This is a genomic window from Chitinophagaceae bacterium, assembly GCA_016717285.1.
Lineage (GTDB): Bacteria > Bacteroidota > Bacteroidia > Chitinophagales > UBA10324 > JACCZZ01.
The window spans coordinates 593,726-613,746 of sequence record JADKFU010000004.1 but is presented as its reverse complement, the minus strand read 5'-3'; the positions used below and the strand labels follow the sequence as shown (position 1 = coordinate 613,746).

17 protein-coding genes are annotated in these 20,021 nt (G+C 42.0%); 7 read left to right on the top strand and 10 right to left on the bottom strand.

Going from position 1 to position 20,021, the window contains the following annotated elements:
• Positions 1 to 104: 104 nt before the first annotated feature.
• The 3 genes from IPO83_07725 to IPO83_07715 form a co-directional block, all read right to left on the bottom strand.
• On the bottom strand, positions 105 to 404 hold the full coding sequence (locus IPO83_07725) for a T9SS type A sorting domain-containing protein (protein ID MBK9731163.1): 300 nt from the start codon (positions 402 to 404) through the stop codon (positions 105 to 107).
• A gap of 277 nt (positions 405 to 681) precedes the next feature.
• Entirely contained in the window at positions 682 to 960 is a 279-nt protein-coding gene (locus tag IPO83_07720) for a hypothetical protein (protein MBK9731162.1), read from the bottom strand.
• Positions 961 to 977: 17 nt separating this feature from the next.
• Positions 978 to 1,427 carry a hypothetical protein gene (locus IPO83_07715; protein ID MBK9731161.1) on the bottom strand — a complete coding sequence of 150 codons (450 nt, stop codon included), beginning with the start codon at positions 1,425 to 1,427 and terminating at the stop codon, positions 978 to 980.
• A 280-nt stretch (positions 1,428 to 1,707) separates the two neighbouring features.
• On the opposite strand from IPO83_07715, the gene IPO83_07710 reads away from it, so the two are divergent.
• From IPO83_07710 to IPO83_07695, 4 genes are all read left to right on the top strand, one after another.
• Positions 1,708 to 2,622, top strand: a complete 915-nt coding sequence (locus tag IPO83_07710) for a hypothetical protein (protein MBK9731160.1) — start codon at positions 1,708 to 1,710, stop codon at positions 2,620 to 2,622.
• 658 nt (positions 2,623 to 3,280) lie between these two features.
• Positions 3,281 to 4,066: a hypothetical protein gene (locus IPO83_07705; GenBank protein ID MBK9731159.1), complete on the top strand. Its 786-nt coding sequence runs from the start codon at positions 3,281 to 3,283 to the stop codon at positions 4,064 to 4,066.
• Positions 4,067 to 4,167: 101 nt separating this feature from the next.
• The gene (locus tag IPO83_07700) at positions 4,168 to 4,824 is read left to right on the top strand and encodes a hypothetical protein (protein MBK9731158.1); all 657 of its coding nucleotides are present in this window, start codon (positions 4,168 to 4,170) and stop codon (positions 4,822 to 4,824) included.
• Entirely contained in the window at positions 4,821 to 5,462 is a 642-nt protein-coding gene (locus tag IPO83_07695) for a response regulator transcription factor (GenBank protein MBK9731157.1), read from the top strand. The genes IPO83_07700 and IPO83_07695 overlap by 4 nt, the downstream gene beginning before the upstream one ends.
• An 89-nt stretch (positions 5,463 to 5,551) precedes the next feature.
• On the opposite strand, the gene meaB is transcribed toward IPO83_07695, so the two are convergent.
• Genes meaB through IPO83_07680 form a run of 3 tightly spaced genes read right to left on the bottom strand, consistent with a single transcriptional unit; the run spans position 5,552 to position 7,291 of the window.
• Positions 5,552 to 6,451 (bottom strand): methylmalonyl Co-A mutase-associated GTPase MeaB, encoded by a 900-nt coding sequence (gene meaB, locus IPO83_07690; GenBank protein MBK9731156.1) that lies wholly within the window; start codon positions 6,449 to 6,451, stop codon positions 5,552 to 5,554.
• 11 nt (positions 6,452 to 6,462) lie between these two features.
• The gene (locus tag IPO83_07685) at positions 6,463 to 6,768 is read right to left on the bottom strand and encodes a zf-HC2 domain-containing protein (GenBank protein MBK9731155.1); all 306 of its coding nucleotides are present in this window, start codon (positions 6,766 to 6,768) and stop codon (positions 6,463 to 6,465) included.
• Positions 6,734 to 7,291, bottom strand: coding sequence for a sigma-70 family RNA polymerase sigma factor (locus IPO83_07680; protein MBK9731154.1), 558 nt, complete (start codon positions 7,289 to 7,291; stop codon positions 6,734 to 6,736). Before IPO83_07680 ends, IPO83_07685 begins: the two co-directional genes overlap by 35 nt.
• A gap of 84 nt (positions 7,292 to 7,375) precedes the next feature.
• Between IPO83_07680 and IPO83_07675 the strand changes: the two genes are divergently transcribed.
• Together IPO83_07675 and IPO83_07670 are read left to right on the top strand one after the other, a co-directional pair.
• On the top strand, positions 7,376 to 8,623 hold the full coding sequence (locus IPO83_07675) for an O-antigen ligase family protein (protein ID MBK9731153.1): 1,248 nt from the start codon (positions 7,376 to 7,378) through the stop codon (positions 8,621 to 8,623).
• Entirely contained in the window at positions 8,620 to 9,384 is a 765-nt protein-coding gene (locus IPO83_07670; protein ID MBK9731152.1) for a glycosyltransferase family 2 protein, read from the top strand. The genes IPO83_07675 and IPO83_07670 overlap by 4 nt, the downstream gene beginning before the upstream one ends.
• Here the strand turns inward: IPO83_07670 and IPO83_07665 are convergent.
• Positions 9,376 to 10,632, bottom strand: coding sequence for an O-antigen ligase family protein (locus IPO83_07665; GenBank protein ID MBK9731151.1), 1,257 nt, complete (start codon positions 10,630 to 10,632; stop codon positions 9,376 to 9,378). The genes IPO83_07670 and IPO83_07665 overlap by 9 nt on opposite strands.
• 655 nt (positions 10,633 to 11,287) lie before the next feature.
• Between IPO83_07665 and IPO83_07660 the strand changes: the two genes are divergently transcribed.
• A complete protein-coding gene (locus IPO83_07660) occupies positions 11,288 to 14,833 on the top strand; it encodes a T9SS type A sorting domain-containing protein (protein ID MBK9731150.1) in 3,546 nt (1,181 codons plus the stop codon).
• A 67-nt stretch (positions 14,834 to 14,900) separates the two neighbouring features.
• Here the strand turns inward: IPO83_07660 and IPO83_07655 are convergent, their stop codons facing one another.
• The 3 genes from IPO83_07655 to IPO83_07645 form a co-directional block, all read right to left on the bottom strand.
• The gene (locus IPO83_07655; GenBank protein ID MBK9731149.1) at positions 14,901 to 15,761 is read right to left on the bottom strand and encodes a cyanophycinase; all 861 of its coding nucleotides are present in this window, start codon (positions 15,759 to 15,761) and stop codon (positions 14,901 to 14,903) included.
• A gap of 94 nt (positions 15,762 to 15,855) precedes the next feature.
• Positions 15,856 to 16,614 carry a response regulator transcription factor gene (locus tag IPO83_07650; protein ID MBK9731148.1) on the bottom strand — a complete coding sequence of 253 codons (759 nt, stop codon included), beginning with the start codon at positions 16,612 to 16,614 and terminating at the stop codon, positions 15,856 to 15,858.
• Between the two features lie 83 nt (positions 16,615 to 16,697).
• On the bottom strand, positions 16,698 to 19,763 hold the full coding sequence (locus IPO83_07645; protein ID MBK9731147.1) for a tetratricopeptide repeat protein: 3,066 nt from the start codon (positions 19,761 to 19,763) through the stop codon (positions 16,698 to 16,700).
• Between the last annotated feature and the right edge of the window lie 258 nt (positions 19,764 to 20,021).

The window sequence follows — 20,021 nt, the reverse complement described above, 5'->3', positions numbered from 1 at the left end:
CCTTTTCCCAGAGCACCCACCCATATATGCAGGTGATATACTTTTGGAAATCCTGAAAAGAAAAATCTGCGCAGCGATTTGATTGGGCTGCGCAATATGAAATTTTATCTCACCACAATCAACCGAACTGTTTCACCTGCAGTTTCGGTTTCCATTCTCAAAAAATAGATTCCCGCATTTTCATCCATTACTTTCCATTCAATTTTATTTTCTCTTTCTGCAAGCATTCCATCTGCAAGGGTTTTTACCAATCTTCCGGTCACATCATAAATTTTGAGAGAAACCTTTTCTGATTGAGGAAGTGAAATTGAAATGGAAGTTGATTCAGAAAATGGATTTGGATAGCAATTCATTGTTGCATTCACTTCCGCTACCGTTAATCGTTCGCCCGAACATTCTCCCAATGAGCCGCCATTTTTCAAAACCCCTTTAATGTTATTATGCGCAATGCAAAGCGACTCTCCGTTGAAACAGATTTGAGTCAGGTCATCACCGCAGGAATAACCAAGTGCAGCTCCGTTGTATTTATAAATTCCACCTTTTGCACTATTGGTATTCAGACCGCCTGTAAAACCTGTGTGATTACCATTGCAAGCGAAAGATGCTCAACACCTGTATCTAAAGTAATCCAGGTATCGCCATCATCAAGACTATATGAAGAACCCGTTCCACGAAGTGCGCCTAGCCATCAAAATCATGTCCGCCAGTGCTTACGAATGTAGCTGCAGTTCCGGGAACATAAGCAAGGTCATTAGTAAACCAATTGCCGGTTGGAGATACTTCATCCCAGGTAATACCGCCGTCAGTTGTTCGGTAAAGTTCGTCATGCACTCCCCATAAGCCATGCAAAGCATCACGCATTTTTAAATTGCTGTAATCTATTAATGTTTCGGATGTTTGATAAGCATTCCAATGCAATCCTTTGTCGGTTGTTTTCCAAACGCGGCCCAATGTACTCACCGTCCAGAAAGTACTGCCTATTCCCTCGGCGGAATAAATGTAACTTGCTTCATCTGCAGAAATTGCGCAGGCATATTTGCCTCGGGTACCCTCGTCCAACTATTGCCACCATCGCTGGTAGTAAAAATTGTAAAGTAACCATCGCTTTGGTCACCATAGGCGAGTCCTTCATTTGCATTGAAGAAATAAATATCAGCGAAGAAACTGAATGATTCCCCGAAATCATAACTGAGTTTTTCCGTCCAGGTTGCTCCTCCATCACTTGTCTTCACAATTTTTGCGATGCTGTTGTCGAGACTAAACATGGTTCCATAACACTTAGTTGCGCTAACCGGAGCAATACCGACTAAAATATAATCAGGAAAGGCAGAGATGCTTCCTGCAATCCAATGTTTGCCGCCATCTGTTGAACGGGTGAACTCATTGAGGGGGAACAATGGATTAGTGGCATCATAAGCTATTGCCACACCACATTGCTGTTTACAGCAATCATCTCTTGAATTCCTCTTCGGGGTGTTTCAAGGCCGCTGGCTTTTGTGAGCCATTGTGCGTTTGACATTTGATTCATTGCGAGAGTGCGAGAATCAGGAAAATTGTTTTGATTGTTTTCATTTGTTTTGTTTATATTGTCCGGTGCAAAGTTGATTCGAATAACAGCGCTTGTCAATAACTGGAACAAGGTGATTTATTATTTAAAACCCCTTATTTAAGGGGGCATAAAACACTTATTATGTTTTCCTTTGCAGTATGAAATACAGGGATGCTGTCTTAATTCTTTTTCCCATATTTTTTTTCTCTTTTGATTGCCTCAGAGCACAGGATTCTTCATTTCACCTGAAACCTGTTCAGCATATCACCACAGACCAGGGGCTTTCAAACAATAAGGTTTTCGGAATTCTGCAGGATAAAAAAGGGTTTATGTGGTTTCTTACCTGGACGGGTTTAGACCGTTATGACGGACACACTTTTAAAACTTACCGATACAGCCCTGAACACACCGATTACATCCGTCCGGGTTTCTTCACGCCAATGGTGCAGGACAGCAGCGGCATTATCTGGATTAACAACACCATGACGGGGGTTTATTCATTCAATCCTGCAACTGAAAAATTTATTTTTTACAATCATAATCCTTCTGATACAAATTCTTTAAGCGATGACCAGAATTTCGGAACGGTTCCGGGCAGCAACGGCATAGTATGGATTCCTACATTCAAAGGTTTGAACAAGCTAGATACCCGCACAGGAAAATTTTCTCATTTCCAGCACCGCGATGGAGACTCCACTACCATCAGCAACAATTTTGTTACTAGCGTTTGCAGTGATGAAGACGGGAATCTTTGGATTGCCACCGCATCTCCGGGAGTTGATTATTTTAATCCTTCAACAGGAAAAGTGATGAAGCATTTTGATTATGGCACAAGGAAATCCGTGACCACCGATGCTAACTCTGGAATATACGAAGTAAGCCGGGGACACAACGGCAATATCTGGATTAACAGCAGCGACAACGGAATCATGTGTTACAATACAAGAGCAAAAAAAATTACGGAACATCTGCATCCTCCACAACTGCCTTTTGCAAACGGAGGCAACGGATTATGTACGTATTTGAAGACAGCAAAAATAATCTGTGGGCAGCATCGAATGATGGCGGCATGATTATTACGACAGGGCTCAGAAAGAAATATTTCATATCACTTCTTTCGGCTCAGAAAACTTCTTAGGCTTAACATCATTTTGCGAAGATAAAAGCGGTGCATTGTGGTTCGCAACTGATAAAGGGGTTTATATGACAGATACAAAAACCAAAAAGTTTCAGTCTTATCGACATGATGCGGCAGACCAAAATTCTATCAGCGACAATTTTGTTTTTCATTTTGCGAGACAGCCGGGGAGACTTTTATATCGGCTCTACAGGAGTGGATATAGAGCCGGAATTTTGAGAAGTTTAACCATCTTCATCTTATGGTTAAAGGAAAGTTGTTTTGAGAACAACATAGTATGGCAGTGCTTGAGGACAGCAAAGGAATATCTGGTTTGCAACCATGAAAGGCTTGGCAGGTTACAATCCCGATACAAAGGAAACTAAGTGGTATCAATATGACCCGCATGATTCAACAACAGTAAGTGCTCAATCGGTAACAGGAATTTTGAGGACAACAAAGAAAGATTCTGGTGTACTACATCCGGAGGCGGATTCAATTCATTTAATCCTGAGAGCGGAACATTTCATGCATTCAAAAAAAATGAGAGTAAAAACGCTGTAAGCGCCAACTCTCTTAATAATTTATTTGAGGACTCGCGCGGAATCATTTACATGGGAAGCTGGAATGGTGGTATGATTACTTTTAATCCTGACAGCGAAACATTCAAAGTTTACAAGCATGATGATAAAAATAGTTTTTCAATCAGTGACGATATTGTACATGACTTTGTGGAAGATAAAAATGGATATATATGGGTTACTACAATGGCAGGAGGGATAAATGCATTTGACCCACGCGCTAAAAAGTTTCGCACCTTCAGCACCAGGGATGGATTAATAAGCAATATGGTCATGAGCATTGTCGCAGATAATAATGGTAATTACTGGCTAGGCGCTGACAACGGCATTAGTTGTTTCACTCCTCCTGAAAATCCGTTTGACGAAAAAATCAAAATCCGTTTCCGTAATTACACACAAAGCGAGGGTGTGCCTGCAAGAGAAACTAACGGGTTCAATGCATTTAAAGATAAAAATGGAGTTCTATTCTTCGCAACAGAGAATTCAGGATTTTTTTCATTTCGACCTGAAGAATTAGTGGATAATAGTTTTATTCCTCCGGTTTACATTACCGGCTTCAAGCTATTTAACAAATCAGTTGAACCGAAGACAAAGGATTCTATACTTAAATTACCAATAGAACTGAGTAAAGAAATTAAACTTGCATACAATCAGAATGTAATTGCATTTGAATTTGCTGCACTTAACCTTTTTCATCCTGAAAGAAACCAATATGCATACATGCTGAAGGTTATGACAAGGACTGGATTTATACAGATGCCGGCAAGGCATTTGCAAATTATACCAACCTGGAGCCGCGGGAATATATTTTCAAGGTAAAAGGAAGCAATAATGATGGTGTATGGAATGATATTCCAGCCACTATCAAATTAATTATTACTCCTCCTTTTTGGCAGACATGGTGGTTCAGAGTTTTAATAGTGTTGGCTGTTGCGGTTGTTGCTTATGGCTTTTACCGCAACCGCATTAACCAGATTCTGTTTCTTCAGAAAATCAGGAATAAAATTGCTGCCGACCTGCACGATGACATCGGCTCAACACTTAACAGCATTTCTGTTTACAGCGAAGTGGCAAAGAAAGACCCGTCACAGCAAAATTTTGCATTGGATATGATTGGAGAGAGTTCACGAAAAGTAATCGAGAGCATGAGTGATATTGTTTGGTCTATCAATCCCGAAAATGACGGGTTTGATAAAATAATTCTGCGCATGCGCTCGCTGAGTTATAACCTGATGAAAGCAAAAAAAATAGAATTCATTTTCCGCACTGATGAAACATTGCACGAAATAAAATTGCCGATGGAAATGCGCAGAAATTTTTATCTGATCTTCAAAGAGGCAATGAATAATCTTGTAAAATATTCCCGTGCGCAACGGGCTTCTGTACTACTTACCCGCAACAACCGCGAGATAACCTGTGTCATCCATGATGACGGAATCGGTTTTGATGTTTCGGCAAAATTCAATGGCAACGGATTAAACAATATCAGGAGACGCGCAATGGAAATTGATGCGCGGCTGAATATTGAATCAAAAAAAGGAATGGGAACCAGCATAGGACTAATAATGAATATATGAAAGATATTCGCGTTGCAATATTTGAAGATAACACACAGCTTCGTCAGGGCTTGTATAAACTGATTGAGGCAAGCAATGGGTTTACCTGTGTCGGTGCGTTTGCAAACGGAGAAGATATTGTACGCATAACGTCTTCTGTGCAGCCGGATGTGATTCTGATGGATATTGAAATGCCCGTGGTGAACGGAATTGAAGCCGTGCGTATGTTGAAAGCGCATTTTCCCGAAATAAAAATCCTGATGGAAACCATTTTTGAAGATGATGAAAAAATATTTCAGTCAATATGCAATGGCGCACAGGGTTATATTTTAAAGAGCATGCCTCCTGAAGAAATACTTACTTCCATCAGGGAAATTTACGAAGGCGGTGCGCCCATGTCTCCTATTGTGGCAACCAAGGTTTTGAAAATGTTTAAAAGCAATCTTACAACAGAAGCGGATGATAGTTTTAATCTTTCTGTGCGTGAAAAAGAAATGCTGAAATGTCTTGTAGAAGGAATGAGTTACAAGCTTATTGCCGACACTTGCTTCGTCAGCGTGGATACGGTAAATGGTCATATCAAGAATATTTACCGCAAGCTACAGGTGCATTCCAAAGGTGAAGCAATTACAAAAGCGCTACGGGGGAAGATTGTTTGAGCAATCGGCGTCATTGCGATGAGCGAAGCAATCCCTTCAACATAGCAGCGTGTTTCGTCGCTTCGCTCTTTGCAATGATGTTAAATTATTCACGCAAATTTTTTCGCGAAGCGGTAGATATTAAAATCACTGTGAGATAGTTCGTGCTTCAATGAATTTAATAATTGCTTCCTGTCAATATTATTCATCCTTTCCATCTGAATGATCCGCCATGCTTTTTCCGCCAGCAACATTAATTTGCGCGTATTGGAAAGCCGTGCATCGTGGTGCAATTGTATTTGCTGAAGCAATTCATCAATACCCTCATCATTGGTCGCTACGGTTTTTAAAACGGGGATCATCCATTCTTTGGTCATGCCAGATGCTGAAAGTGTACGAAGATTTTTAGCGAAGCGATCGGCATCGGCACGGTCGGCTTTATTGACTACGAAGATATCGGCGATTTCCATCAGGCCGGCTTTCATCGTTTGAATTTCATCGCCTGCTTCCGGTACCATCACAACGATTGTTGTATCAGCTAATCCGGCAATCTCTACTTCCGATTGTCCGACGCCAACAGTTTCAATAAAAATATAATCGAATGGAAAAGCCCGCATCACATCTGTTACTTCCATGATCTTCTCTGATAAGCCACCGAGCGAACCGCGTGTGGCCATAGAACGGATATACACATTGGGATGATTAAAATGATCCGCTAAACGGATGCGATCACCCAACAAAGAGCCGAAGTTAAAAGGGGAGGAAGGATCAACGGCCACCACTCCGATCTTACAATTTTTTTTCAGCAAGTGATGAACAAGTGCATTTACTAATGAACTTTTTCCGGCACCTGGCGGTCCTGTGATGCCGATGAGCGGAATTTCGCGGACATGAATTTTTTCAAGAAGCTCGGCACTTCCTTTCATGTCATTTTCAACAAGGGTAATGGCACGGGCAAGTGATTTTATATCGCCGTATTCAAGTTTTTGCAGCAGGGAGGAAGTTGCCATCATGTAAGGGGTCAGTGGTCAGCTTTACCCAGGATACGGGAACGGATCTGATCGACTAATTGACCGGGAATCGGATGACGCGAAATTTTTTCGGTAAGAAATTGTTTGAACGTTTTTTCAATCTCATATTTTTCAAGGCAACGCGAGCAATGATTGATGTGCGAAAGAAATGCTTTCTCTTCATCAGCAGAAAGTTCGCCATCAAGCGCCAACATCACGTGCTTCATGGTCTCTTTACAATTATAAACTTTTGCATTGCTTTTTGCTTTAAGTCCTAAAGCTTCAGCGATTCTCTTTATACCCCATTTTTTTTGCATATTCCCGTAATTTTTCTTTCATGAGGTTGCGTGCACGGTGCAGTCGTGAACGAACAGTGCCGATTGGTATGTCAATTATTTTTGCAATTTCTTCGTATGTAAATCCTTCGACATCGCTCAACAAGATCACCGTTCTGAAATCTACGGGCAATCCATTCACTGCTTTGGTAACTTCATCGCCAATGAGTCCCCGGAAAACATCTTCCCGCAAATCCATGTTGCCAACACCGGCAGCGATATCACTTTCCTGGTAAGCAACAAAATCTTCAAAGTCAACTTCATTTGGCTGGCGTGATTTGCGACGGTATTCGTTGATGAATCCATTCTTGAGAATTTTGAACAACCACGCCTTGCCATTCGTTCCGCGCTCATAGGAATCAATAAAGCGAAAAGCCTTTAAAAAGGTGTCCTGAACAAGATCGTTGGCATCATCTTCATCATAGGTAAGGTGAAAAGCGAAGTTGTACAATGCTTCTGCATGAGGAAGGAATTCCTTTTCAAACAGGTCGCTGTTGCTTTTCATAATGGTATTCAACTCTTCCGCCACGCCTTAAAAATAAGTGAATAAATATTTCTACAAAAGTTATTAGCGTTTACCTTTGAAGCATTGGAGCATCAAAAGCAATATTCAGCGCTTAAAGGCTATCTGCAAATCATTCCGTTTCTTGCGCTCGCCGCAGGTATTGCCGGCATGTTTATGTCGCGTGCGATGGTCAGCATCAGCATGATGGTGATGATCGGTTACGCGGTGGTGCTGGTTGATCCGCGCAAAACATTCCGCACATTTTTTAACGATCGTGTGCTGGTTGCGCTTTCCCTGCTATTTTTTCTTTATGCCTTCAGTTGTTTCAATTCGACGGAAGACCCTGCTTTTTTTCTTGAAAGAGTGCGGCTTAAATTGCCATTCCTCGCCCTTCCGATCGCTTTCGCCGCTTTAAAAAATACGATTACAGAAAGGCGCTTCAGCTTTTTGCTTTATTTCTTTTTTTATATGGTGGTATTCACCACACTCATTATTACCCTCCATTTTGCAGCCGACTTTGAAGAAATCAACAATGCCTATAAGCAGGGCCGGGTAATTGATACGCCCTTCAGCCATATCCGGTATTCACTCATGGTTGCATTCGCCATTTTCACCGGCTATTTTATCATCGTAAAGAAAATGGAGATCCGGTATTCCTGGGAACGATGGCTGATCGCCATTTTTAGCGCCTACCTGATTTTTTTCATCCACCTGTTAGCGGTGCGAAGTGGCCTGGTGGCGTTTTATGCTTGTGTGGTGTACCTGATCTTTAATTTTATTTTTCGTGGCAGACAATTGAAATCGGCATTATTCCTTGCCGCAACGGTAGTACTGTTGCCCGTGTTAGCGTACCTGATTTTACCGTCGGTAAAGGCAAAGGTGAACTACATGAAATATGATCTCCAGCAATTATTTCAATTCAATAATGCTTCGGGCCTGTCAGATGGCGGACGTATTTTATCTATTGAAAAGGGAATGGAATTGTTCAGGGACCATCCAGTCGCAGGTGTTGGAATTGGTGATCTGAAACAAGAGATGACGAGAAGACTGGAGGAAGCACCTGAGCATCCGCGTGAAAACCTGTTGCCTCACAACCAGTTTGTGTTTGTTGCGGCAGGTACCGGCACAATCGGATTGCTTGTCTTTTGCTTAGGTGTTTTGCTGCCGCTCTTTAACAGGAGAAACCTGCAAAATATCCTGTTCATCTGTTTTCATATCATAGTACTTTCTTCGTTTTTAACTGAAGCAACTGTAGAAGAACAAATGGGAACAGCCTTCTACCTCCAGTTTCTTTTGCTGATCTATGTATTCCTTCAATCGGAAAAATCATGACACCGCTTTCTGTGGTCATCATCACGTTTAATGAAGAAAAGAATATTGGAAAGTGTCTGGATTCAGTTACAGCAGTGGCGGATGAAATAGTGGTGGTGGATGGCTTTTCAACGGATCGAACAAAGGAAATTTGTGAAAGCTATTCCGTAAGATTTGTGGAGCATATTTTTGAAGGGCACAAGGAGCAGAAAAATTTTGCGGTGTCGCTTTCCACTCATCAGCTTGTATTGTCACTTGATGCAGATGAATGCTTATCTCCGGAATTGCGTCAATCCATTCTCAGCGTAAAAAACAACGGACGGCATGACGGATATTTCATGAATCGCCTCACCTGTTTTTGCGGTCAATGGGTGCATCACAGTGGTTGGTATCCTGATAGAAAGCTGAGGTTGTTCAACAAATACAAAGGCACATTTGGTGGTACCAATCCGCACGATAAATTTGAATTGCTGCCGAAAACAAGTTCGGGATGGATTAGCGGCGACCTGCTGCATTATACAGCGGAATCAGAAAGTGCCTACCGGGAAAAAATGAAACGGTATGCAGCTATCGCCGCTGATGAAATGTATCTGCAAAAAAGAAAAATAACCCTACTGATGGTGTATGTGAAAACGCTGGCAGCGTTTCTTCGCAATTATATTATACGTTTCGGATTTCTGGATGGTGCTACAGGATGGAAAGTTTGCAGTATCAGCGCCGGATACACTTATCAGAAATATGTGGCGCTAAGGAGTCTGAACAGAAGAAATCGTTCACAATAAAGGCGTGTTACGGAATGCATTATTATTTCGGATCATCATCGTTTCATTCGCCAGCAACGAATTAAAAAAAGCAAAAAATACCACGCCGGCTTCTGTTTCCAGCATGCATTCTGTGATAATGCAAAACAGAAACAACGACAGGAACAAGAGGTAAATATAATACCGTGCAACGATCGCCGACTTTAGGGAAGTAATCAATGAAAAGAGAAAAAGAAGCAAGCCCGGAAGACCCAATCCAATAGTTAACTGAAGATATTGGTTGTGCGCATTCAGGTTTTCGCTCAGCGGCCAAAGCAGATTTTTTTCCAGGTATTTCTCTTTTAATACATCATTTACATCTCCTGTGCCTACACCCAATGGATGTTCGCGTATGATTTCAAGGGCACTTTGCCAAATCACCTTTCTCATCGTTACACTATTGGGTGCAGTATTAGTATAAGGTTCTTCCAACTGCGATTGCATTTTCTGTAGCCGCATTTTTGCTTCAGGCACCAACAGAATTAATAATAGCAGACCTCCGGCCAAAGTGGCACTGATGGCAATACCAGTTAACAATTTTTTTCTTCTGAAAAAATAATACAGGAATGATGCAGGCAATAACAGCAATAGCGCGATGATTTCTTGCCGGGCCGACAACAAAAATATCATCAGCATAAAAAAAGCAATACCTGCCATGGAAAGGAATGCGCTGCCAAAAAGGTGATTTACCTTACTTTCTAAAAAAGGAAGCAGCAGTGAAAAGATGCAAAAGATGAAATACATCGAGATAAATGCCGGATGAATAGTAAGTGGTTCTGTGAGCGACGTGTAGGTAAAGTGGCTTTTGCCGGTTGAAAAATAAACGTAAGCGGCAAGGGAGAGCAGTATGATGGAACATAGCAGACATCCAAGAATAAAAAAACGCAGTACCACTCGAACAGGCGGTAAATGAAGTTTTCCGGGAGCAAAAAAAATCAATGGAAAGACCAACAGCGAAATTTTTAAAACCAGGTTGTGCAGACCATTAGAAAGATTTGCAGTTGGTATCATCCAAAGCAGGCAGGCAATGTAAACGGCAATAAACACCAACGCCAGCGGCTGCCATGCGAGCAGCCGCAATTTTGCAATCAGGTGGCCATCAACCAACCACACCAACGTGAGCAAAGCAATAAAGAAACCAGTGGTACGCGGGAATGCAGGCAACAAAAAGGCAATTGCAATTACCGAGAAGGAAAAGATGTGGTAGAGAATATTTCTTATGGAAGGCATCTTGAAGCCGGTAAATGAAATGCTGGTGTTTCAAACGTAATGAGAGAAAGCGAAATAACTAAAATCAGTTGACAAAATGGGAGATTGTTTGCATGCAGGTGCACCTCAAATTGTCGCGCTGCTTCTGATTATTAAATATTAGCTGATCCTGAATCGTAACCAAAATGAAAAACTTTCGTAATAGATATTTTCGCGCAAAGTTTCGAAATGCAGAAGATCATACGCTTCAGTTTTTCTTTTCGGGCTTTGCGTAATTGCCTGACTGATTTCAAAAGCCACTTTTCGGAAACCATTTTCAATGCTCGTTTGATGGGCATCATTTCGATACCAGCGCGTATAAAATAGAAGCGTTAGTGGTTGAAATAATATTTCTATCCTGGCTTTCAGATTGGTCGTGAAATAAAAATCGATGAAATAAATACTCCATTAATCCATCCATTATTCTTTTTACCGGTTACTACACCAGTTATGCGACATAATTTATTTTACTGTCCGGCCACATTCCTGAGATCTGACAGAAAGCAAGTCGCGCATGTTTGAAATAGCCTTCACTTTTAAGTCGTGTTCAAATACAAATCCAATTCAAAAGGATTTTCTGTTGAATAAAAACCTAATAAGCAACCTGTGCTTTCGAAACCGGTTGCTATTAGCTTGCATGGTAATATTTGCAGTGGTTCCGCAATTACTGTCAGCCAGCCATGTTACAGGCCTGAATGGTTTTTACAGGAATGGACAGGTGTTTTTAACATGGACAAATCAAAGCAATCAGAATAACTACTATAAAGTATACCGCTCCCAATCACCGATAACACATGGCTGGCAATTGTCCGCGTGCGAATACCTCGGCTGGACGGTTCAGAAAAGTGCGTTGGATTTTGATCTCACTGCTCATTACAATCAGAACAATTACCTATGCATTGATTCGGGCGGAACGCCGCTCCCTCCTTCAAAGGGTCTCATGGTAGCTACCACACTTGCCAGTGGAAATTATTATTATGCAGTAACTATTAAATCAAATAACTCAGAAGATACGACCTTGCTGTATGGTGTCAATTCTCTTATGCAGCCAATTGTCGAATTGGTAAAAACACCGCAACCGGTTTTTCAAAAAACAATTCTGATCAGTGGGAGAACCACAGAATTATACACCAGTTTTGTAAGCTTTAAAAGAGAAATCACACAGGCATCCATGATGGCCGCGGGATTTATGGCATCTGATTTCTTATTGTATCGAAATAACAATTCCGGCAATCAACCGCTAACAGTGAAATTTCATGGAGGAGGATCTGATTTATTCTCGGGTATTACGACTGTTAGTTCCAATGAAATGAATTTGAATCTTGAGTTTCTGTTTCCTAACGGAGACAATGGAGGATTCTGGGGAGCCAATTCCACTTATGATATTTACAAAAAGCAAAATACAGTTCCCGCTTCAGGTATCAATAATAATTTTTTTCAACAAATGTATAAAGCTACTATCGACTGGGCCATTCAGCATCTGTCGATTGATTCTAACCGTATTTATCTCTCAGGTTCATCTGCCGGCGCCTGTGGTGCAGTGTTATATGCGCTCACGTATCCTGAAAAAATTGCGGCGGTACATGCATCTGTTCCCTGCTTTAATATTGGATTTCAAAATGATTCTGTAGCGTTTAATTCCTTGAATCCGGGACAGAAAAACCGCAAGGATGTGGATGCATTGTTGGGCAAAATGTCCACCAACTTACCATGTAATCTGGGATACAATACAGTTGATGCTGTAAATTGTGCCTGGCTGCTACACCATTTTAAAAACAGGGACCTGCCACCTATATATGCCATTAATGGAAAATCAGACGTCACGTTGGGCTGGACAGAGAAACCAATGTATTATGACTCTTTAAATGCAAACGATGCCGGTGGCTATTATTTCTGGGATGAGCGCGAACACGACGGCACGGGTGGTTTTTGGACGGACAACAATTTTGATGTGCTCAGGTATAGCAGAAACAAGTCTTACCCTGCCTTCAGCAACTGTAGTCTGAATGAATATTATGGAGTGGGCATTAAAAGCAGTGGAGCACCATATGGATCAGTAAATGGTTCAATGGATTGGGTGGACAATGTTACTGACAGCGCATTTGTCTGGAAAGCGAATTGCCTGATTCGCGGTTTAAATGCCATGAACGATCTGATCGTTGTGTATCCCGACTCCGGAACAGTGGATATTACACCTCGCCGGCGCCAGCAATTTCTTCCACCACCGCATGCGATTATTTATTGGAGTGTGATTCACAAGGGACAGACCATTCAATCCGGGGATCAGGTATTTGAAGACGGTATCATCACGCTTTCTCAAATCAAAATTTTTAAAGACACGAGTCAGTTACAGTTGCGATATTCCACAACAGATACTTTCTATAAAGACAATGATTATGACGGCTTCGGAAATCACAGTGTGTGGGTAATGGGAAGTTCTTCTGTATCAGGTTATGTTTCGAATGATCTGGATTGTAATGATGCAACCGGAACCATTCATCCCGGAGCACAGGAAACCTGCAATAATATCGATGACAACTGCAACGGCGAAACCGATGAAATCGCGGGAACTGCTTTCTACGCCGATGCTGATATGGACGGATTTGGAAATCCAGGTGCCGCTTTAACTGCTTGTGCTGCTCCGTCAGGTTACGTTGCAGACAATAGTGATTGTAATGATGTTGAGTCGCACATTTATCCGGGAGCAACAGAAGTATGCAATGGCTTAGATGATAATTGTGATGCACAAATTGATGATGGCGTGCAATCACTTTTTTATCCGGACGCGGATGGTGACGGATATGGCGATGCTGAAGGTGGCATTTTATCCTGTGTCGAACCTGTTGGTTTTGTGGAAAGTGCTACTGACTGTAATGATGATCCTGCTTCCGGTGGGTTTGCTATTCATCCGGATGCAACAGAAGCCTGTAATGGTATTGATGACGATTGTGACACGCAAACAGACGAAGGAGGAAACTCATTCACTTATTACCGGGATGATGACTCAGACGGTTACGGAAATGCGGCAGTGTACATCAACTCTTGCGATGCAGTATCGCCGTCAGGATATGTTTTAAATTCTTCGGATTGCAATGATGATGAACCCGGCATACATCCGGGCACTGCGGAAGTTTGCAACAGTTTAGATGATGATTGTGATACTCAAATTGATGAAGGTGTGGTAACCGCAACCGTTGTTCCTTCCGGTTCAATTACTATCTGTACAGGTACTTCTATTCTACTGCAGGCCAACACGGGAGCAAATCTTATTTATCAATGGAAAAAAGACGGGATAAATATTTCAGGTGCTACTTTATCCACTTACAATGCGTCAAGTGAAGCGGTCTATTCAGTAGCGGTGGCTATTGGAGTCTGCAGTGTTATTTCAGCTAATACAACAGTTAATACGAAGGCATTGCCAAAATCAAGCATCACTCCATCTGGCACCATTAAAGTTTGTCCGGGCGCAACTGCTACACTTGAGGCAAATACCGGAACCGGCTTACAGTACCAATGGAAGAATGGTGGGGCGAGCATCGCGGGCGCCACAGCGAGCAGCTATAGCACTATGATTGAAGGTAGCTACACCGTAATCGTGACGAATGGCACAGGATGCACCAAATTGTCACCAACTTCCACAATAGAGAATTTTGCCGGCGCTACTGCTAAAATTACAGCAGTCGGCAAATTGAATATCTGTGAAGCTGGCTTCGTGGTGCTGAATGCGAAAGTGACTGCCGGTTATACTTATATATGGTATAAGGATGATCTTGTAATCAGCGGAGTAACCGGAACTGTTTATACGGCTATTATACCGGGAACCTATAAATATCTTGCCACCACACAAAATGGATGCACTCAATTGTCGGGCGGCAAAATCGTAACAGGATGCAAGCTTGAAAATGTTGATGCAGAAAATGACGTGAGCATGAATGTCTATCCCAATCCTTCTGACGGATCATTCCATCTTGATTTTCAAACAGACCCTTCATACGTTGGTGAAGTAACAATTTGTATGATCAATGCGATCGGACAAAAAGTGTACACAGAAAACACGGAAGTTGTTGATGGAATGCTGAGCAAATCCATTTCGTTAAAGTCAGACACTCCAACGGGAATCTATTGGTTGAGAATTATTACAGATGAAGTGGTATTTAACCGTCCGGTTTCAATTGTGAATTGAAGGAAATGAAAAACATGCTTTTGAACGGCAATAATTTTTTTCCTGAAAAGGAGCTCTGCTTTTCATTTCATCTTTTGATTGGGAACTGGTCACCCGGCAAATAAACGGACACATCAATATCTCTTGCTCCCACTAAATGATGTGGGCCCTTTCGAATTTCATCTGGTGTTTCAATTACCATTACTTCACTCACTCCCGCAACAGTTGCAGAATCGTTGTGAATGATAATGGCGGTGGTTTCATCAATACCAATGCACTGATATTCCGGATGTTCAACGATGGCGGAGAATAAACGGTTGTAACGGCTTCGTGCAATAAAGTGCATGTCAACAATCACGCTGTCCAATAAACCCAATCCTTCTTTTAACTCGAGGTTCGAATCGAGCAGTACCGGAAAAGTGGATGCATAAACGGTGTCCATCAGTTGGTTTCCTGTTATCATCAGGCTACTCATAACAGCAGCGCCGGCGCTGGTACCGCCAATGGTTGCGCCTTCCCGGTAGGCTTGCTGAATAATCTTTTTTACTTCACTGCCTTCTATCAATTGCATCATACGCAACTGATCGCCGCCGCCTATAAAAATGATTTTTGACTGAGACAGTGAGTCCAGTTTTTTTTCATCGTGTATGGCCGCTGAATCAAACTTTACACAGGCCTGACCCGTCATCTGTTGCAGTTGATGGTTGATCCAATAGTAGGAGCTGTCATAAGTGCTTGGAAGTGTAATGGCAGTGATGACATCTCCTTTTTTCCATCCCGAAACATCAATCATCTGCTGCATGAGCGTATCATCACGATCTCCACCACCGATTATGAAAAGAGTGCCGGTGTTGCTTTCATTGTGGGTTGGCTGTTGATTGGATGGGTAATTACAAGCGATTATTAAAAACAAGGACGCGGTAATTGCTGTGTAAAACGTTTGTTTCATTTTACTTTCAAAATTAAAGGTGACTGATTTTTATCCGGTACGGGAGCATACCGTTTTAAATGAAGTGCGTTTACGTTGGGATAACGCTAAGGTATCATTCTGCAGACTCCTTCAGAATATTTTTTACATCATCCCATTTTCTTCTTGATACTTCCACTTCTGTATTATCCTCCATCAATAAATGGTGTGTGTTCAGAATACGTCTTACATAGCGCCTGTTGACAAGGTGCGATTTATGAACGCGGATAAAACGTTGCTCATCCAGCAGATCGGCAAAATCTTTAAGCGTACGTGAGGCCAGCAGTTTTTTATTTTCCCGAAGGTGAAATAAGGTATAACTGCCATCGGCCTCCAACCGGATAATCTCCTGTATTGGAAGAAACAAGGTTCCTTGTGTGGTGGAAATAGCCAGCTTAAAATCATCCGGTGTTTTTGCGTTAAGATTACTGATGAAATTTTGCAGCAGCGGAACAGGTGCGGACGATGCGCTTTTTTTTTCTTTGAAACGATCAATCGCAATTTTCAACTCCACGGGATCAATCGGTTTCAGCAAATAATCAAGCGCGCTGTAACGGATGGCTTTAATTGCATAGTGATCGAAGGAAGTGATAAAAATGATTTCAAATTGAATCGGATTGATCTTGTTCAACATCTCAAATCCGCTGAGGCCGGGCATTTCAATATCCAGAAAAACAAGATGGGGCTGATGCTGCTCTATGGCTTTCAATCCTGAAAAAGCATCACTGCAAATGGCGACGATGTTTAATTCCGGAAACGAATATTGCAGGTAATCCTGCAGCGATTTGCGGATGAACGCATCGTCGTCAATAATAATGGATTTATAAATGCTCATAACCAGGTTGCTGCATTCTCCAAACCGGCATGCTGTTAAATGCAGTGTGTTTTAAATCTTGTTTTGGCTGCTCCGTTTTATGATCAGGAAATACGGTGCAGCTCCGTTTCAATTTCCCTTACTGCCAAATTACAACCTTCTTCCAGTTGGTCAATCAACGTTTGTAATTCGATTGCAGAAAGATCCTTTGCCCTGATTTCAATGGCATTGGCAATCAGTTCTTCCTTTTTCATTCCAAAAAATCCCAGTTGTGGTTTTAAGCGGTGAGCTGCCTGGTAGATTCCTTCGTGGTTTTTTTCATCTGCTACCACTTTTAATTGCTGAATTCTCTGCGGTACTATTGCGATGAACTGCCTGAAATATTCCCGTATTTTTTCGCGGTCGTTGTCATACAGGCTCTTTAAGCGGGAGAGATCTGTAACGGTGGAATTTGATTGAGCAGACTGCCTTTCAGCGTTTGCTTCCGCTTTATTTCCTGCTAAGAAATTATTTGTGTGAAGGATAACCTGCTTTTCACTTCGCTGCAATACTTTTCCAATTTCCCGCAGCAATTCCTCTTTACTGAAAGGCTTAACGACATAACTGTTCATACCGGCTTCCATACATTTTTTAAGATCGCTGCGGACAACGCTGGCGGTAAGTGCAATGATGGGTATTTGTGAAATGGGATCCGGAAATTCAGCTCTGATGATGCGCGTTGCTTCAAAGCCATTCATTTCCGGCATTTGAATATCCATCAGGATGAGATCAAAACGAGCACTGGATTTTTCACCTGCATTTTTATCGGGCTGTTCTTTTCTTAAAAGTTCAATCACCCCGGTGCCATTATTCACGACTTCAATCTCCACTTCAGCAATCATTTTTTTCAACGTGTCCACTGCCACCAGTTGATTGTGCTCATTGTCTTCCGCGAGCAGAATTTTTAGTCCGAACAAATCATCCGCGGAATAACCTTCATGCCGGAGTTGAAAATTATTAAGTTGTTCGCTTGTGCCGACTTCCGTTGATAACACAAAAGAAAATACAGATCCCGCATGCAGCTCACTTTCCACTTCTAATTTTCCACCCAGCAATTCCACCAGATTTTTGGAGATGGTGAGTCCCAATCCTGTTCCGCCGAATTTCCGGGTGTCTGAAGCATTTGCCTGCGTAAAACTTTCAAATATTTTGGTAAGCTTTTCCTTTTCAATGCCGATGCCTGTGTCTGAAACGGAGAAGCGCAATGCAATAATTTTATTATTGATATCCTGAATTGTATCCTGCTGTACTGCAGCAATTTCAATGGTTACGCTGCCTTGCTCTGTGAACTTTAAAGCGTTGCCTGCAAGGTTTAATAATACCTGGGAAAGCCGTGAAGGATCGCCCATTACAACAGCAGGAACATTTTTGCCAATGCCTGTAGTGAATATTAAGCCGTTCTCATCCGCCTTCATCTGCAACGTATCACGGACACTCGTTACAACATCCTGCAATGCAAACGGAATTTTTTCAGCTACCATCATGCCTGCTTCGAGTTTCGAGAGATCAAGAATATCATTGATGATTACCAGCAGGTTTTCGGAAGCATGTTTGATGACAGACAGATAACGGGTATTTTTTTCATTCTGCGGTTCGTCCAATAAAAGATTCGTCATGCCCATTACTGCATTCATAGGCGTGCGTATTTCATGACTCATGTTTGCAAGAAACTGCGACTTGAATTGTTCGCTTTTTTCAGCACGTTGCTTTGCCTGTTCTACCAGGATATTTTTTTCTCCGAGTTCTTTGGCTGCACGCTGTTTAATATAGTAACGGTTCCACAACAGTCCGGCAATCAGCAGCAAGAGCACTGCGCCGCCAATAAAAAAATTTTTCAGTTCACGCTGCAGCTTCACTTCTGCCGTTTGAAGCATTTTCTCTTTGTTCAGCAGCACAATGGCTTTGTCTTTTTGTTCCGTTTCAAATTGTGTTTGCAACTCCAGCAGTTTTTTATTCTGCAGGCGGTTATTCACTGAATCTTTCAATACCACATACTTTGACAATGCCTGGTATGCATCCTGGTAATCATTCAGCTTAAAATAAGTTTTAGAGAGTCCTTCATAATTTATTGACTGCTCATATTCCATCTCTTTCATTTCTTTCACCGCATTGATTCCGGTGGAATAAGATTGAAGCGCTTTGTTAAATTCATTGTTGAGGTAATAGGCGTTGCCTAAATTGTAACTCGCAATTGCCAGCAAATTCACATTCTCCATTTGCATGGAGGCTGTCACTGCTTTTTTCAGGTAATTGATGGCGGCTGCATTGTTCCCTGATTCCTGGTAAGCATCTGAAAGTGACATGGAAGCATTTGCGATGATGGAGTTATCTGCCAGACTATCCCCAATGTTTAATGCTTCCAATAATGTTTTTTCCGCTGCAGTATATTTCTTCTGTTTTAAATAGAGGCCACCTAAATTAACCTTGCAAATTGCTATTTGCTGAATATTTCCCAACCCGGTTTGCAGTGCCAATGCCTTCTCCGTCCAGGGAAGTGCCGCCTCCCAGTTTTCCTGGTACATATAGAGCTGCGAAAGAGAGATACTTGCTCTCGCTAAACGATCATTATTATTCGCTTCTTCACTCAATTGCACTGCTTGCTTCAGGTCGGCAAGCGCTGCTTCATATTTGGATGTAATGGTGAGCAGTGTACCTCTGTTGATATAAATCAGTGCGAGGCGATTCTTGTCATTCATTTTCAACGCTGCTTCAAGCGCAAGGTTAGTGTATGCAAATGCACTGTCGAAGCTCGTGCTGTTCTGGTAATAGACGCCCAGATTAAGACTGCATTGTGCAATACCTTTTGACCATCCTGCTTTTTTTGCGGCGGCAAGTGCAAGTTTTGTAAAGATGATAGCACTGTCAGGATTTGAATTCGTGAAGGTGGTGCCCATTTTCCGGAGCGCATTGATACGGCTTGTATCATCGGTAGCATGTTGATATTCCAAACGGTATTTTTCTGCGTCCGTCATCTCCTGCGCGGTTACTGCGGAAAATTTTAGTAAGAGTAGGAATAGAAAAAGGAGTCTGCCCACGAACAGTGTTTGAAATATGAAGGTGTTTTTCTTAAAAAGAAACAGCCGTTTCAGCTCCTGCAACTTAATACATTTCGTTGGTATGGATTCTCCCATGCAAGATTGTTTACAGGGTATTTCCATATGTAAGTCACCCCGTGAAGGGCCACGGGGTGACTCTTCGAACTTGAATATTCACAGCAAAAAAAGGAGTCATCCGGATGACTTCTAATCAGTTTGTTTCATTTTAAAATTTGGTTCAAGTCATCCGATGACTGGCCATTCTTTTCAAATTGAACACAAATTACATGCAACGCCACGGGCCAGAAGGCGGCCCCGGGGGGCCCGCCGCCCCCCGCTCTTAACAAAAAAGGA